Below are 14,721 nucleotides of genomic sequence, written 5' to 3'. Positions count from 1 at the left end.
TTTTGCAACTTGTTGAAAGTTTCTTAAGCATTCAAGGAGAAGGCAAATATAATGGAAAATTAGCTATTTTTATGCGTTTTGCTGGTTGTAATTTCAACTGTTTAGGTTTTAATGTAAAAATATCAAAAAACGATAAAACTCTCATTGGATGTGACACGATAAGAGCTGTTTTCACAAAAGATTTTAAAGAAAGTTATGAAACTTTAAATGCTAATGAACTTTTAAAAAGAGTGATAAAATTAAAACAAGACTTTAATCCTATAGTTGTTATCACAGGTGGAGAGCCATTAATCCATTATGAAAATCCTGAATTTATAAAATTTATCCAAATGTTATTAAAAAATAAATTTGAAATACACTTTGAAAGCAATGGAAGTATAGAAATTGATTTTGATAGATATCCTTTTTACAAAGAATGTATTTTTGCTTTAAGCGTTAAACTCCAAAATAGTGGGATAAAAAAAGATAAACGATTAAATTTTAAAGCTTTGAAAGCATTTAAAAATTACGCAAAAGATAGTTTTTATAAATTTGTTTTAGATGCCAATACCCTTGATAATTCATTTTTAGAAATCAATGAAATTCTAAAAGAAGCTCCAAATCAAATTTTTTGCATGCCTATGGGTGAAAATGAGCAAAATCTTAAAAAAAATGCTCAAAAAATTGCTGAATTTTGTATTAAGAATGGTTATAATTATTCTGATAGAATTCATATTCGTCTTTGGAACGATAAAGAGGGTGTATGATTATAAGAAAATTATTTGAATTTGAAAATGCACACATTGTTAGATTTTGTTCTTCTAAGCGTTGCAAAAGTAGCATTCATGGACATTCTTACAAAGTTGAAGTTTTACTTGAAAGCAAATATTTAGATAATGCTGGAATGGTCTATGATTTTGGACTTTTAAAAACCTATATACGCCAAATTATTGATAGTTTTGATCATGCTATCACTCTTTTTAAATATGATGACGCAAAATATTTAGAAGAAATGAAAAAATATTCAAGTCGTTGGATTTGCCTGCCTGTTAATGTAAGTGCTGAAAATTTTTGTCGTGTATTTTTCATACTTATAGATGCTTTATTAAAACAAACAAAAATGGTAAATGGAGAACAAGGAGTGACTTTACAAAGCATCATTGTTCATGAAACAAGAACAGGCTATGCACAAGGTTTTAGAGAAGATGCCTATAGTGAACTAATGCCAAAAATTTCACTTCAAGACATAGAATTTTCCAATGGCATTAAAGTAGAATGGAATGATATAGATTTTTATAACAAATTAAAAAATGAAGAAATTTTTATAAATCCAAAGGAGATTTAATGCAAAAAGCTAAAATTTTAATTGCCTTAAGTTTTTTTTTATTAGTTTTATCTGCCTGTTCTAATGATGAAAAAAATATTTCCAAGACTCAAAATACAGATCAAGAAGTAGTCCAAATAGAACAAAACGATGAAAAAACAGAATTAAGTGACTCCAACCTACCTTTACCTGTAGATGATGAAGCACAAAGTTCAGATGATGAACATGAAGCCAATCCTAGTATTATCAACTCTTTATATAAACAAAAATGCGCCACTTGTCATGGAGAAAAAGGGGAATTAAAACCTAAAAACAGCACGGCCATTAAAACCTTAGGCAATAAAATTTTTATACAAAAAATAAAAATGATAAAAGATAAAAACCATAGTTTTTTAAGCGATGAACAAATTCAAAATTTAGCTGATTTTATAAACAAAGGAAAATAATGGATCAAAGTTACGAATTCTTTTTAGCTTTACATCTTTATAGTCTTTATGCGAGCGGTTTTTTAATGCTTTTTTATCTTATACTAACACAAGGAAATTTTAAAACCGAATTCATTTTTATTCGCAGAATACGATTATTTTTACCAATTTATTATTTATTTTTAGCTTTGATTATTTTTACAGGTTGCTTGTTATCAGCAATGAAACAATTTCAAATGAATGTCAATATCTGGGTAATGATTTTTTCTTGGATCTTAATTTTTGCCTTAGCAATTTTTCACTTTGTTTGTTTTAAAAAAGCAAGAAGATTTAGAAAATATGCCACTTTTAGATGGATTAGTTGTTTGATTTTACCTTTTGAAATTTTTTTATTGTTTTTGCCTTTTTTAATAGAAAGATATCTATAAAATGCAATTTTTGTACAACAAGCAAGCTGGAGAAGAGTTTATACAACTTCAAGGAGAAAACTTTAATCATTTAAAAGTAAGAAGAGTAAAGGAAAATTCGGAGCTAAATCTTAGAAATTTACAAGATAATTTTCTTTACAACTATACAATCACAAATTTAACAAGAAATTCTTGCACTTTAAAATTTTTAAACAAAAAATCACAAAATATAAAACAAAGTGAATTAAACTTAGCCTTAGCCATTATAGATATTAAAATTTTAGAAAAAACTCTACCTTTCTTAAATGAACTTGGAGTAAAAAAGTTACATTTGGTTTTTACAAATTTTTCACAAAGAAATTTTAAAATCGATTTAGAAAGATTTGAAAAAATCATTATTTCTTCTTGTGAACAATGCGGTAGAAATACTAAAATGGATTTAATTATCCACCAAAGCACTCAAGAATTTGTTCAAAAATTTCCAAATGCAATTATGGTTGATTTTCAAGGAGAACAACAAAGTCATTTCGATGAAAAAGAATTATATTTTATAGGTCCTGAAGGTGGATTTAACAATGATGAGAGATTATTGTTTAACCGGAAAATCTCTCTTAAAAGCTCTAATATTCTAAAAAGTCAAACAGCTATTATAGCTATAGCTTCAAAAATTTTGCTTTAACTTTTCTTAAATTAATCTCTTTTTTATGTTAAATAATTTATAATCACGGCTTATTGTTTTAATTTTTAAGGAAAACTAATGAAAAAAGAAATTCACCCAGAATATGTAGAATGCAAAGTAAGTTGTGCTTGTGGAAATACTTTTACAACAAAGTCAAACAAAGCAGAATTAAGAGTAGATATTTGTTCAAATTGCCATCCTTTTTTTACAGGCAGTGAAAAAATTGTAGATGCTGCAGGTCGTGTAGAGAAATTTAAGAAAAAATACGCAATGCAATAATTATGCTTTATTTTATTCCTACTCCCATAGGAAATTTAAGCGATATTTCTTTTAGAGCCTTAGAACTTTTAAAGACTTGCGATCTTGTGTTTTGCGAAGATACAAGAGTAAGTAGGTCTTTGATTTCGTTATTAAATACCAAATTTCACACTGATATACATATTTCTAAATTTATAGCCTTACACTCCCATAATGAAAAAGAAGTTTTAGCAAGTATTGATTTAAAGATATTTGAAAAAAATGTAGCTTATTTAAGCGATGCAGGAATGCCAGGAATTAGTGATCCTGGCAAGGCTTTGGTAGAATTTGCACAAGAAAATAATATCGCCTATGAAATTTTACCAGGTGCAAATGCAGCCTTAGTTGCTCTTGTAAGCTCGGCATTTTGTCAAAAAGAATTTATCTTTATTGGTTTTTTAGCAAATAAAGGCAAAGAAAGACAAAAAGATATAGAAAAAATTTTAAACTTTCCTTATCCAAGTATTATTTACGAATCCCCCAAACGTATTTTATCTTTAGTAGAACAAATTATGATTCTAGACAGCCAAAGAGAAATTTTTTTGATTAAAGAAATTAGTAAAAAATTTGAAAAAAAATTTAAAGGCAATGCTAAAGAGCTTTTTGAAATTTTAAAAAAGTCTAATTTAAACGGTGAATGGGTTGTAGTACTGCAATCAAAAGAGCAAAATTTTTTGCAAAATACTCTTTGTGAAAAAGATATTATGGATTTAGAGCTGTCTTTAAAAGCAAAAGCAAAATTATTATCAAAGATCAATGGAAAAAATGCAAAAGAAATTTATCAAAAACTGCTTTTAAGTCAAGATTAGGTAAAATTTTAATATGATAGTTTATGGGAAGCAAATATTTTTTTATATTTTAGAATATCATAAAGACTGTATCAATGAGCTTTATTTAGCAAAAGAATGTGATAAAATTACTTTTTCCAAAATCGCAAAATCAGGTTTTAAAATCAAAAAACTTGATTTTAAAACTGCTCAAGCTTATGCGAAAGGTGGAAATCATCAAGGTTTTTTGCTAGATATTAAAGAAAGTTCTTTTGCAAATTTAAATGAGATCAAAAAAAATGATTTTATTGTTATGCTTTATGGAATTAGTGATGTAGGAAATATAGGGGCTATCACACGTACAGCTTATGCTTTAGGGGTTGGGGCTTTAATTTTTATTGGTGAAAAATTAGCCATGGAAGGAGTAATTCGCACAAGCAGCGGAGCGGCTCTTGATTTACCTATTGTGATAAGTAACGATGCTTTAAGTGTAATAAATGAACTAAAACAAGTAGGTTTTTATTTTTATGCGAGCGATGGCTCAGGAAAAGAAATTCACAGTGTAAAAATAAGCAAAGGTAAAAAAGTTTTAGTTTTGGGTAGCGAGGGTTTTGGTTTAAGCTCTAAAATTGTAAAAAAATGCGATGAATGCGTGGGCATTGCGATGAAAAATAATTTTGATAGTCTTAATGTCAGCGCTGCTTTTGCAATACTTTGTGATAGGATGTTAAATGCTTAATTGGAAAAAAATACAAGAATTAAATTTAAAAGAAGTTGCAGCAAAAACGCAAATTGAACTTGATTTTCTTGAAGCTTTAGTAGAAAAGAATTTTACTGTTTTAAGTCGTTTTAATGTTAAAGGTTTTGTTAAAATTTTGAGCAGAGAATATGAACTTGACTTTAGTGATTTTAACGAAGAGTATGAAGCTTATCTTAACGAAAACAATCCTACTCCACAAACAAAATCAAAAATGATAACCCCTAAACTAGATGCTTATAGCCCAAAAACCTCTTCTAATTGGCCTTTTTTGGTTACTTTTATTATTTTAGTGATTATAGGAAGTGGAATTTATTATTTTGATACACTTAAAACTTTTTTCAAAGATGAACAAAATAATACTAGTGCAACAGTTATAGATATAATAGGACAAGCACAAGAAAATTTAAAATCTTTAGGTGAAAACAATGTTGTTGTTATAGACAACAATAAAGCACAAGAAACAAATCAAACAGAGAGCGTTTTACCAAGCCAAAACGTCTCATTGCAAGAAAATGATAAAAACATAAGCATAGAAAACAATATCAGTGAAAATAACACAACCCTACTCGATGAAGAAAAAAATACCCAAATCCAAGAAGATACAAATACACCAAAAACTGATTCTTTAAAAGAAGCACATTTTAAAACCTCTACCAAGATTTGGATAGGTTTGATAGATTTAAAAAGCCTTAAAAAAACAAGCTTTGTTAAAGAAAAAGATTTTAATATTTCTTTAGATAAAGATCAACTGGTTTTAACTGGAGCTGCAGCTTTAACAATGTTTGATCAAGAAAATAAAGAACAAAAATTTCCTGCAGGGAATTCAAAACGTTTTTTAATCAAAGATGGAAAAATTATAAGTATTTCAGCTGCTGAATTTATAAAATTAAATAAAGGTAAAGAATGGTAAAACAAATTATTATTCTTACTCTTTGGGTTAATATATCTTTTGCAATATCAAGTCTTGAATTAGCAAAAAATTTAGTAAACAATCCTAGTAAAAATTCTCAACTAGAATTATTATTTTCAAATAATTCTTACATAGATAATAATGGAAATTGTGATATTGCAAAAATATCTCAAATATTAAAAACCAATTCTTTAATTGCCCTAACACTATCAAATCCTCAAAGTCTAAGACTAAATTTTAAAGCAAAAGCTGATGAAGTTATGTTTTTTAAAATTTTATCCGATGTTTTAACGGATGCTGGATATATATATTTTATCCCTATAGATTTGATTTTAAGAGAGGGAAATATTGATTATACTATACAAGTAGAATCTCAATATGTTTTAGATCCTGGAACGCTTTACAATCTCTTAAAAGAAAATTCTGTCTATATAGATAATATTAAGCGTATTGGGGCATATGACTATGAATATGATTTAAATTTTTCCAATGCTGCATTAAAAACCAATACAAATGTTAATTTAAATACTCCAAAATCATTAGAAAAGCCCCTTAAAGACTATGTGCTTGATTTAAAAAATGCTACAAATTTGATTATTGATGCAAATGATTTAGACAATTGGTTTCCTAAAATCTTCTTTTTAGATAAAAATCTAAATCTAATTAAAGCGGTAAAAAGCGAAAATAAAAATAATCATTTTTCAGAACTTATTCCAAATGGTGCTATATATGCTATTATAAGCGATATGTATAGTTTAGATAATATACGCAGGGGTTTAAAAATCACACTTAAAAAATAAAGGATTAAAAATGTTTGATGAAATCCGTTTTAATACCATAGAAAGACTTCCAAATTATGTTTTCGCAGAAGTAAATGCGATAAAAATGGCAGCAAGACGTGCTGGAGAGGATATCATCGACTTTTCAATGGGAAATCCCGATGGTAAAACTCCACAACACATTATAGATAAACTTTGCGAAAGTGCTAACAAGGATAAAACCTCGGGATATTCTACATCCATGGGGATTTATAAACTTCGCTTAGCAATTTGTAATTGGTATAAAAGAAAATATAATGTTAATCTAGATCCTGAAAATGAAGTTGTAGCTACTATGGGTTCAAAAGAAGGTTTTGTAAATCTTGCAAGAGCGATTATAAATCCTGGAGATGTCGCTATAGTACCTACTCCTGCTTATCCTATACATACTCAAGCTTTTATTATAGCAGGTGGAAATGTAGCAAAAATGCCTTTAGCTTATAATGAAAAATTTGAACTTGATGAAAATCAATTTTTTAAAAATTTACATAAAACTTTAAATGAAAGCATCCCGCGTCCAAAATATGTCGTTGTTAATTTCCCACATAATCCAACAACAGTAACTTGTGAGAAAAGTTTTTATGAAAGATTAATAACAATGGCAAAAAAAGAAAGATTTTATATTATTTCAGATATTGCTTATGCAGATTTAACTTATGATGACTATAGAACTCCTTCTATTTTGGAAATTGAAGGCGCAAAAGATGTAGCGGTAGAAACTTACACTCTTTCAAAATCTTACAATATGGCAGGCTGGCGTGTAGGTTTTGTAGTAGGAAATAAACGCTTAGTCAGTGCGCTTAAAAAAATAAAATCTTGGTTTGATTATGGTATGTATACACCTATTCAAGTAGCAGCTACCATAGCTTTAGATGGAGATCAAACTTGTGTGGATGAAATCCGTGCAACTTATGATAAAAGAATGCACATTTTACTTGAAGCTTTTGAAAATGCAGGCTGGAAACTTCAAAAACCAAGAGCAAGTATGTTTGTTTGGGCAAAACTCCCTGAAAGCAAAAGACATTTAAAAAGTTTAGAATTTTCAAAGCAACTTTTACAGCGTGCTAGTGTTGCAGTAAGTCCTGGGGTAGGTTTTGGCAAAGCAGGTGATGAGTATGTAAGAATTGCTTTAATTGAAAATGAAAATCGCATACGCCAAGCTGCACGTAATATCAAAAAATATTTAAAAGAGTAAGTTATGAAAGTAGCGATTCTTGGTTATGGCACTGTTGGAAGTGCTGTAGTTAAATTTCTTTTAGAAAACGATAAACTTATTCGTGCAAGATGTGGGCAAAGCATAACTCCTGTGATCGCTCTTGCTAGAAGTCCTAAAAAAAATGCTTTAATTCCAATTACTCATAGTGTTGAAGAAATTTTAAATGCTGATGTAGATGTTTTTGTAGAATTAATGGGTGGGGTGGATGAAGCTTTTAAAATAGTGAGTGAAATTTTAAAAAAGAAAAAAGCTGTTGTTACTGCAAATAAAGCTATGCTTGCTTATCATCGTTATGAACTTGAAAATTTAGCTAAAAATTTAGCTTTTGGTTATGAAGCAAGTGTGGCTGGAGGAATTCCTATTATCAAGGTTTTAAAAGAAGGTTTAAGTGCAAATAATATTTTGGCTATAAAAGGGATTTTAAATGGTACGAGTAATTATATTTTAAGTTCTATGAGTCAAAAAAATATGAGTTTTAAACAAGCCTTACAAATAGCTCAAAATTTAGGTTATGCAGAAGCTGATCCAACTTTTGACATAGAAGGGCAAGATGCAGCACATAAACTGCTTGTTTTATCAAGTATCGCTTATAATCTTAAAGCTAAACCTGAAGATATCTTGATCGAGGGTATTAGCGAAATTGCGCCTGAAGATATGTATTTTGCTAATGAGTTTGAATTTACCATAAAACTTTTAGGTATAGCTAAGGTGCGTGAAAATAAAGTAGAATTAAGAGTGCATCCTACTATAATAGATAAAGAAAAAATGCTTGCAAAAGTTGATGGAGTGATGAATGCTATAAGCATTAATGGAGATTTATTAGGTGAAAGTTTGTATTATGGAGCAGGAGCAGGAGGAGAAGCCACTGCAAGTGCTGTGATTTCAGATCTTATGGATATAGCAAGAGATCAGGTAAAATCACCAATGCTTGGTTTTGTGAATACTTTAGAATACGAGCTTTTAAGCAAAGATGAAATTTATACCAAGTATTATTTAAGGGTGAAAGTTGAAGATAAAATAGGAATTTTATCTAAAATCACACAATTGATGAGTGAAAATAATATTTCTATCGATAGTTTTTTACAAAAACCTAAAAAAAATGATGAAAATTACAGCACTTTGTTTTTTACTACACATTTAACTTATGAAAAAAGCATACAAAATTTGCTTGAAATTTTACGCAAACAAGATTTTATAAAAACCAAGCCTTTTATGATGCGTATAGAATAATGGGTGTAAAAGCTTATTTAGATGGAATTTTAGGTGAAGATAAGGCTTGTAAATTTTTAAAAAAACAGGGCTTTGAAATTTTAAAAAGAAATTTCCATTCTAAATTTGGAGAAATCGATATAATAGCCAAAAAAGATGAAATTTTACATTTTATAGAGGTTAAATTTACTCAAAATAATTATGAAGTTTCCGAGCGTTTGGATAGAAAAAAACTTGAAAAAATTTTAAAAACTATAGAATTTTATCATCTTAAAAATGGAATTTTATCGGATTTTCAGATTGATCTGATTTGCATTAAAAATGATGTAATACAATTTTGCGAAAATATAAGTTTTTAAGCTGATATTTAAAAAAATAAAATACAATTAGACAAAAATTAAAGAAAGGAAAAATTATGGGAAAATATATTGAATTAACAAGCGATAATTTTGCTCAAGCAAAAGAAGGTGTAGCTTTAGTTGATTTTTGGGCTCCATGGTGCGGACCTTGTAGAATGCTTGCTCCAGTTATTGATGAACTTGCAAATGACTTTGACGGTAAAGCTAAAATTTGCAAAGTAAATACAGATGAACAAGGTGATTTAGCAGCTGAATTTGGTGTTCGCTCTATTCCTACACTTATTTTCTTTAAAAATGGTGAAGTTGTAGATCAACTAGTTGGCGCACAATCTAAACAAGCAATTAGCGATAAACTAAACTCTTTACTATAAACTAAAGGCTAGTATAACTAGCCTTCTTCTCAAAAATTTCAAATTTATACTAAATAATAATTTTTATTAACTACTATTAAGAATAATTTTTATATCATTATTAATAATAAAATTCAATATAAAGGAAATGTAAATGTTAGATGTAGCAATCATAGGTGGAGGTCCTGCTGGACTTAGTGCCGGACTTTATGCAACTAGAGGTGGTCTTAAGAATGTAGTAATGTTTGAAAAAGGTATGCCTGGCGGACAAATTACCTCAAGTTCTGAAATAGAAAATTATCCAGGTGTAGCCCAAGTTATGGATGGAATTTCTTTTATGACTCCTTGGAATGAACAATGTATGCGTTTTGGTTTAAAACATGAAATGGTTGGAGTAGAACAAATTTTAAAAAATAGTGATGGAAGTTTTACCATCAAATTAGAAGGTGGTAAAACAGAACTTACTAAAGCTGTGATAGTTTGTACAGGTTCAGCTCCAAAAAGAGCAGGTTTTAAAGGCGAAGATGAATTTTTTGGAAAAGGTGTAAGCACTTGTGCAACTTGTGATGGATTTTTTTATAAAAATAAAGAAGTTGCAGTTTTAGGTGGTGGAGATACGGCTTTAGAAGAAGCTTTGTATCTAGCAAATATTTGTTCTAAGGTTTATCTTATCCACCGCAGAGATGAGTTTAGAGCAGCTCCATCTACAGTAGAAAAAGTTAAGAAAAATGAAAAAATAGAACTCATTACTAGTGCAAGTGTAGATGAAGTATATGGTGATAAAATGGGTGTTACTGGTGTAAAAGTAAAATTAAAAGATGGTAATATTAGAGATTTAAATGTTCCAGGAATTTTTACTTTTGTTGGTCTTAATGTAAGAAATGAAATTTTAAAACAAGACGATGGTAAGTTTTTATGCAATATGGAAGAAGGTGGGCAAGTAAGTGTTGATCTTAAAATGCAAACTAGTGTTGCTGGACTTTTTGCCGCAGGAGATCTTAGAAAAGATGCACCTAAGCAAGTGATTTGTGCTGCAGGTGATGGAGCTGTAGCTGCATTAAGTGCTATGGCTTATATAGAAAGCTTGCATTGATTTTTTCTTATTATAGGCTAGAATTCCTAGCCTAAATCTTTATATCAATACTCCTTAAAAATATAAAATATTTTTCATAACGTTTTATAAATATTATTAAGTATAATTTAAATTATACTTAATTTTGTTACATAATTACACATTTAAAAAAATATAAAAATATTATTTTTTTAAATCAATATATTTTTTATATTAAAAACTATAACTTATTTATGTTAAAAAAATAAGGAAGGAATAAACATGGACAAAAAACAAAGTCACAGAAATTTTCTTAAAGCCTCATCTTTGTTTGCTTTAGTAGGTGCTAGCGCACCAAGTGTGGTTTTGCTCATACGCACAATCAAAACAATTTGAATTCTACTCAAAATTATCGTGCTAGAATTTTTTTAATAATTCTGCACAACTTGATATTCTGAGTGAAGCAGTAGAAAAAATTTTTCCCGAAGATGATTTAGGACCAGGTGCTAAAAAATTAGGTGTAGCTATTTTTATAGATAATGAACTTGCAGGAAATTACGGAAGTGGAGCAAAAGATTATCGCTTTGGACCTTTTATACAAGGAAAGAAAAATCAAGGTTATCAAAATATCCTTTAACTAGAGCCGAACTTTTTAAAATGGGGGTAAATGCTTTAGATGAAGAATCAAAACTTCGTTATAAAAAAAGCTTTATAGAACTTAATGCGAAACAAAAAGATGAAGTCTTAAGAGCTTTTGAACAAGATAAAACAAAGGTTTCTTTTGGAGATAAGATAAAAGCAAGCGATTTTTTTACAGAATTAAGAAGCATGACTATAGCAGGAGTTTATGCTGATCCAATTTATGGCGGCAATGCAAATATGCAAGCTTGGCGCATGAAAAAATTCCCAGGCGCTCAAATGACTTACGGCTCAAGTTTTAGATGGAGATAAATTTGAAGTGATAGAGCCTATTTCTTTGGCTGATATGTCACATTAAAGGAATATAAATGGCAAAAATACTTAAAAAAACAGATGTTGTTGTTATAGGTTTAGGTTGGAGTTCTTCTATTGTTGCAAATGAATGTGCTAAAGCAGGGATTAAAGTTGTCGCCTTAGAAAGGGGTGGACATCAAGATACTTCGGATTTTTTGGGTGCGCATGATGAGTATAAATATGTAAATAATGCTGCAATGAAACAAGATTTAAGTAAAGAAAGTATATGTGTTAGGAATAATGATAATGAAATTGCTTTACCAATGAGAAAAAATTATGCTTTTGATGTCGGTAATAATGTTGGTGGAGCAGGAGTTCATTGGAATGGTATGAGTTATCGTTTTCTACCTTATGACTTTCAAATAAAATCTTTAACAGAAGAAAAATATGGCAAAAATAAAGTTTCTAAAGAATACACTATTCAAGATTGGGATGTAAACTATGATGAAATGGAACCTTACTACGACAAAGCTGAAAAAATGATGGGAGTTTCTGGAGAAGATAAAAGTCCTTTCTCAGGAAAAAGAAGCAATCCTTATCCTAATCCTCCTTTAGAAAAAACAACTATGTTAAAAAAATTTGATGAAGCAACCAAAAAACTTGGATATCATCCTTGCATGGTTCCTGCTTCAAACTCATCTCAAACTTATACAAATCCTGATAAACAAAGCTTGAGAGCATGTCAATATTGTGCTTTTTGTGAGCATTTTGGTTGTGAATATGGTGCAAAAGCTTCTCCTATAGTAACAACTATACCTTCAGCTTTAGCAACAAAAAATTTAGATATTAAAACTTATGCTAATGTGTTAGAAATTTTGCATAAAGATGGTAAGGCTACAGGAGTACGATTTGTTAATACTTTAACTTTGGAAGAATTCATACAACCTGCAGAAGTGGTTATGCTAGGCTCTTATGTTTTCAACAATGCTAAACTTTTAATGGTTTCTAATATAGGCGAAATTTATAATCCAAAAACAGGCAAAGGAACTTTAGGAAAAAATTATAGTTATCAAATCACACCTAGTGTTAATGGTTTTTTCAAAGATCCATTTAATTCTTATCTTGGAGCTGGGACACTTTGCAATTGGATAGATGATTTTAATGGGGATAATTTCGATCATTCCAAACTTGATTTTATTCATGGAGCAAGCTTTAGAATTTCTCAAAATGGAGCAAGACCTATAGCATCAAATCCAATTAAACCGAGTACACCTTCATGGGGAGCCGAATTTAAAAAAGCTTCTATTTATAATTATACTCAATTTACTTATATTGGAGCTCAGGGTGCATCTATTCCTTATATAGGTAATTATTTATCCCTTGATCCAACTTATAAAGATGCTTATGGACTACCACTTATCCGCGTAACCTATAATTTTACCAAGCAAGATAAAAATCTTTATAATTTTATGCTTCCAAAACTAAAAAGCATCATGCAAGAAATGGGAGCGCAAAATATTTACACTTCGCCAAAATTAGGAGATTATGGAGTAGTTTCAAATGGTTGGTATACTTCTACCCATATTGCTGGCGGAACTATAATGGGTACAGATAAAAACACAAGTGTAGTTAATCCTTATTTACAACATTGGGATGTTAATAATCTTTTTGTCGTAGGTGCAGGAAATTTTCCACATAATCCAGGCTACAACCCTACCTTAACCTTAAATGCTTTAGCCTATCGTGCTAGCGAAGCTATTATAAAATATTTAAAAACTGGTAATTGCTAATGCAATAATTAAATTCCAAGCCTTAAGCTTGGAATTTATTAGCTTCCTATCACTCCACCATCAAGTTTTCTTATCATCATCACACCAGATCTTGGTTGTTTTTCCATAAGGAAAAACACTACCTTTTAAACCTTCTCTTGGGTGTTGTATACCTACAAACATTGTAGTATAATCCTCACTAAAAGCAATCCCTGTTAATTCACAAGCAATAAACCCTGTTAAAAAGCGTCTGATTTCCTCTGTTTTTGGATTTGCTACATTAGGTTCTTGGCGATTTTTATTATTTGTTAGTGTTGCAAATACTTCTTTAGAATCACTTTTGTTTATGGCTTGCTATCCATTTTCCCTATCTTTTAAAATCTCCCACTTTACCATTAAACTGTCCTATATACAAAATGCTTTCATCTAATAATTTTGCTATATTAGCACATTTTTTATATTTGTGTTTACTAATAAATTTAAAAATAACACGTCATTCACCCATATAAACCCGTCTTTTTTACGATAATTCCTATATTTACATGTTTAAACACCCTAAAGAAGTTCTTTTAAAGCATATTTTTATATTAAAAAGATTGATTTCGTCGATATTTTTAGCTAAATCAAATATTTCATCAAAATTCTAAATTTTCATCTAAACTTCAAAAAATCGTCAAAATTTTCTTCATAGGTGATATAAGCTCCCTAAGATATTTGTCCATTTGCATAATTTGAAAAAGTTCCATGAATAAATTTTTCATTTTTTAAAACTTCTTTTTTAGCTGCTCCACTTACTTGCATTTTAGTGTTTGCATCGATTCTGCGGTTATACTTAGAGTCTAAAACCACAGTCCAATCATCACCTTTTTTTCGATTTCTAAGATACTCACACCCACACTGGCTTGCTCATATAAAATATCTTCTTTGCTTAAATTTTTACCATGATGATTAAACATGATTTCAGGATTTATATATTCATTATTAACGGCTAAAATTCCTCTGTTTTTTGAAAGTGGAAAAAACTCATACCATCATTGTCATCTCCAAAAACCAAATGAGCATTTTTAACTGCATTCATGTCGATGATTTTATTTTCATCATAAGGTTTTGCTTTACTAAAAAGTGGATCACCCCAAGAAATTAAAACCTTTGCTTCATAACCTTGTGGTACTATAACTTTATCTTGTGTGCTTACACTAACAGCTTTAAAACCTAGCAAATCCTTATCCTTAAGCATAGCAGCACTTAAATTTGAACTTGCAAAAAAGCCACCATAGAACCTAAAGCTGAACCTTTTAAAAACAATCTTCTTTCCATTTGTTTTTACCCCATATTGAAATTTAAAACAATGGAAGTATAAAAATATTTGGAAACTTTTTAGAAACTTTGATGAAAAATTTAAATTGAAGAAAAAATTTATACCTAGTTTTTCACTAGGTATAAATGATTAATTAAAACCTCTTCTTCT

Annotated in this window: 16 protein-coding genes and 2 pseudogenes; 17 read left to right on the top strand and 1 reads right to left on the bottom strand. The window is 29.4% G+C overall.

Annotated features, from left to right (window positions below; all coding sequences use genetic code 11):
• The first annotated feature begins 2 nt into the window (after window positions 1–2).
• The 17 genes and pseudogenes from FBE93_RS05605 (at window position 3) to FBE93_RS05525 (ending at window position 13,274) form a co-directional block, all read left to right on the top strand.
• Complete coding sequence (locus FBE93_RS05605) at window positions 3–746, top strand: 7-carboxy-7-deazaguanine synthase QueE (RefSeq protein ID WP_002857378.1); 744 nt, start codon at window positions 3–5, stop codon at window positions 744–746.
• Window positions 743–1,324 (top strand): 6-carboxytetrahydropterin synthase, encoded by a 582-nt coding sequence (locus tag FBE93_RS05600; RefSeq protein ID WP_002851757.1) that lies wholly within the window; start codon window positions 743–745, stop codon window positions 1,322–1,324. The genes FBE93_RS05605 and FBE93_RS05600 overlap by 4 nt, the downstream gene beginning before the upstream one ends.
• Window positions 1,324–1,749 carry a cytochrome c gene (locus FBE93_RS05595; RefSeq protein ID WP_002933342.1) on the top strand — a complete coding sequence of 142 codons (426 nt, stop codon included), beginning with the start codon at window positions 1,324–1,326 and terminating at the stop codon, window positions 1,747–1,749. Before FBE93_RS05600 ends, FBE93_RS05595 begins: the two co-directional genes overlap by 1 nt.
• On the top strand, window positions 1,749–2,156 hold the full coding sequence (locus tag FBE93_RS05590; protein WP_002851635.1) for a membrane protein: 408 nt from the start codon (window positions 1,749–1,751) through the stop codon (window positions 2,154–2,156). The genes FBE93_RS05595 and FBE93_RS05590 overlap by 1 nt, the downstream gene beginning before the upstream one ends.
• Before the next feature lies 1 nt (window position 2,157).
• Window positions 2,158–2,814 (top strand): 16S rRNA (uracil(1498)-N(3))-methyltransferase, encoded by a 657-nt coding sequence (locus tag FBE93_RS05585; RefSeq protein WP_002851903.1) that lies wholly within the window; start codon window positions 2,158–2,160, stop codon window positions 2,812–2,814.
• A 78-nt stretch (window positions 2,815–2,892) separates the two neighbouring features.
• Complete coding sequence (gene rpmE, locus FBE93_RS05580; RefSeq protein WP_002851603.1) at window positions 2,893–3,093, top strand: 50S ribosomal protein L31; 201 nt, start codon at window positions 2,893–2,895, stop codon at window positions 3,091–3,093.
• Between the two features lie 2 nt (window positions 3,094–3,095).
• On the top strand, window positions 3,096–3,920 hold the full coding sequence (gene rsmI / locus FBE93_RS05575; RefSeq protein WP_002933338.1) for a 16S rRNA (cytidine(1402)-2'-O)-methyltransferase: 825 nt from the start codon (window positions 3,096–3,098) through the stop codon (window positions 3,918–3,920).
• Window positions 3,921–3,933: 13 nt separating this feature from the next.
• Window positions 3,934–4,617 carry a 23S rRNA (guanosine(2251)-2'-O)-methyltransferase RlmB gene (gene rlmB, locus FBE93_RS05570; protein ID WP_002933337.1) on the top strand — a complete coding sequence of 228 codons (684 nt, stop codon included), beginning with the start codon at window positions 3,934–3,936 and terminating at the stop codon, window positions 4,615–4,617.
• On the top strand, window positions 4,610–5,548 hold the full coding sequence (locus FBE93_RS05565) for a hypothetical protein (protein WP_002933334.1): 939 nt from the start codon (window positions 4,610–4,612) through the stop codon (window positions 5,546–5,548). The genes rlmB and FBE93_RS05565 overlap by 8 nt, the downstream gene beginning before the upstream one ends.
• Entirely contained in the window at window positions 5,542–6,348 is an 807-nt protein-coding gene (locus tag FBE93_RS05560; RefSeq protein WP_002933333.1) for a hypothetical protein, read from the top strand. The genes FBE93_RS05565 and FBE93_RS05560 overlap by 7 nt, the downstream gene beginning before the upstream one ends.
• A gap of 10 nt (window positions 6,349–6,358) precedes the next feature.
• Window positions 6,359–7,561: an LL-diaminopimelate aminotransferase gene (locus FBE93_RS05555; protein WP_165434252.1), complete on the top strand. Its 1,203-nt coding sequence runs from the start codon at window positions 6,359–6,361 to the stop codon at window positions 7,559–7,561.
• A gap of 3 nt (window positions 7,562–7,564) precedes the next feature.
• The gene (locus FBE93_RS05550; protein ID WP_002933327.1) at window positions 7,565–8,812 is read left to right on the top strand and encodes a homoserine dehydrogenase; all 1,248 of its coding nucleotides are present in this window, start codon (window positions 7,565–7,567) and stop codon (window positions 8,810–8,812) included.
• Complete coding sequence (locus FBE93_RS05545; protein ID WP_002933326.1) at window positions 8,812–9,150, top strand: YraN family protein; 339 nt, start codon at window positions 8,812–8,814, stop codon at window positions 9,148–9,150. Before FBE93_RS05550 ends, FBE93_RS05545 begins: the two co-directional genes overlap by 1 nt.
• A 56-nt stretch (window positions 9,151–9,206) precedes the next feature.
• The gene (gene trxA / locus FBE93_RS05540) at window positions 9,207–9,521 is read left to right on the top strand and encodes a thioredoxin (protein ID WP_002778629.1); all 315 of its coding nucleotides are present in this window, start codon (window positions 9,207–9,209) and stop codon (window positions 9,519–9,521) included.
• Window positions 9,522–9,654: 133 nt separating this feature from the next.
• Window positions 9,655–10,593 carry a thioredoxin-disulfide reductase gene (trxB, locus tag FBE93_RS05535; protein WP_002933325.1) on the top strand — a complete coding sequence of 313 codons (939 nt, stop codon included), beginning with the start codon at window positions 9,655–9,657 and terminating at the stop codon, window positions 10,591–10,593.
• A 597-nt stretch (window positions 10,594–11,190) separates the two neighbouring features.
• A pseudogene (locus FBE93_RS08350) lies at window positions 11,191–11,502 on the top strand (gluconate 2-dehydrogenase subunit 3 family protein); the annotation flags it as partial.
• 56 nt (window positions 11,503–11,558) lie between these two features.
• The gene (locus FBE93_RS05525; RefSeq protein WP_165434251.1) at window positions 11,559–13,274 is read left to right on the top strand and encodes a GMC family oxidoreductase; all 1,716 of its coding nucleotides are present in this window, start codon (window positions 11,559–11,561) and stop codon (window positions 13,272–13,274) included.
• A gap of 684 nt (window positions 13,275–13,958) precedes the next feature.
• Here the strand turns inward: FBE93_RS05525 and FBE93_RS08480 are convergent.
• Window positions 13,959–14,490, bottom strand: a pseudogene (locus FBE93_RS08480) (alkaline phosphatase PhoX).
• Between the last annotated feature and the right edge of the window lie 231 nt (window positions 14,491–14,721).

This window comes from Campylobacter sp. CFSAN093229, from assembly GCF_011068225.1.
In the GTDB taxonomy this organism is placed as follows: Bacteria; Campylobacterota; Campylobacteria; order Campylobacterales; family Campylobacteraceae; genus Campylobacter_D; species Campylobacter_D jejuni.
The sequence above is the reverse complement of the archived record's forward strand: the minus strand, read 5'-3'. Positions and strand labels throughout refer to the sequence as shown.

What these genes read in the sequence shown, in the direction of transcription:
- FBE93_RS05560 (WP_002933333.1), top strand. Translation starts at nt 5,542, where the DNA reads ATGGTAAAACAAATTATTATTCTTACTCTTTGGGTTAATATATCTTTT.
- FBE93_RS05525 (WP_165434251.1), top strand. Translation starts at nt 11,559, where the DNA reads ATGGCAAAAATACTTAAAAAAACAGATGTTGTTGTTATAGGTTTAGGT.
- FBE93_RS05555 (WP_165434252.1), top strand. Translation starts at nt 6,359, where the DNA reads ATGTTTGATGAAATCCGTTTTAATACCATAGAAAGACTTCCAAATTAT.
- FBE93_RS05545 (WP_002933326.1), top strand. Translation starts at nt 8,812, where the DNA reads ATGGGTGTAAAAGCTTATTTAGATGGAATTTTAGGTGAAGATAAGGCT.
- FBE93_RS05595 (WP_002933342.1), top strand. Translation starts at nt 1,324, where the DNA reads ATGCAAAAAGCTAAAATTTTAATTGCCTTAAGTTTTTTTTTATTAGTT.
- FBE93_RS05590 (WP_002851635.1), top strand. Translation starts at nt 1,749, where the DNA reads ATGGATCAAAGTTACGAATTCTTTTTAGCTTTACATCTTTATAGTCTT.
- FBE93_RS05550 (WP_002933327.1), top strand. Translation starts at nt 7,565, where the DNA reads ATGAAAGTAGCGATTCTTGGTTATGGCACTGTTGGAAGTGCTGTAGTT.
- FBE93_RS05585 (WP_002851903.1), top strand. Translation starts at nt 2,158, where the DNA reads ATGCAATTTTTGTACAACAAGCAAGCTGGAGAAGAGTTTATACAACTT.
- rlmB (WP_002933337.1), top strand. Translation starts at nt 3,934, where the DNA reads ATGATAGTTTATGGGAAGCAAATATTTTTTTATATTTTAGAATATCAT.
- rsmI (WP_002933338.1), top strand. Translation starts at nt 3,096, where the DNA reads ATGCTTTATTTTATTCCTACTCCCATAGGAAATTTAAGCGATATTTCT.
- FBE93_RS05600 (WP_002851757.1), top strand. Translation starts at nt 743, where the DNA reads ATGATTATAAGAAAATTATTTGAATTTGAAAATGCACACATTGTTAGA.
- rpmE (WP_002851603.1), top strand. Translation starts at nt 2,893, where the DNA reads ATGAAAAAAGAAATTCACCCAGAATATGTAGAATGCAAAGTAAGTTGT.
- FBE93_RS05565 (WP_002933334.1), top strand. Translation starts at nt 4,610, where the DNA reads ATGCTTAATTGGAAAAAAATACAAGAATTAAATTTAAAAGAAGTTGCA.
- trxA (WP_002778629.1), top strand. Translation starts at nt 9,207, where the DNA reads ATGGGAAAATATATTGAATTAACAAGCGATAATTTTGCTCAAGCAAAA.
- trxB (WP_002933325.1), top strand. Translation starts at nt 9,655, where the DNA reads ATGTTAGATGTAGCAATCATAGGTGGAGGTCCTGCTGGACTTAGTGCC.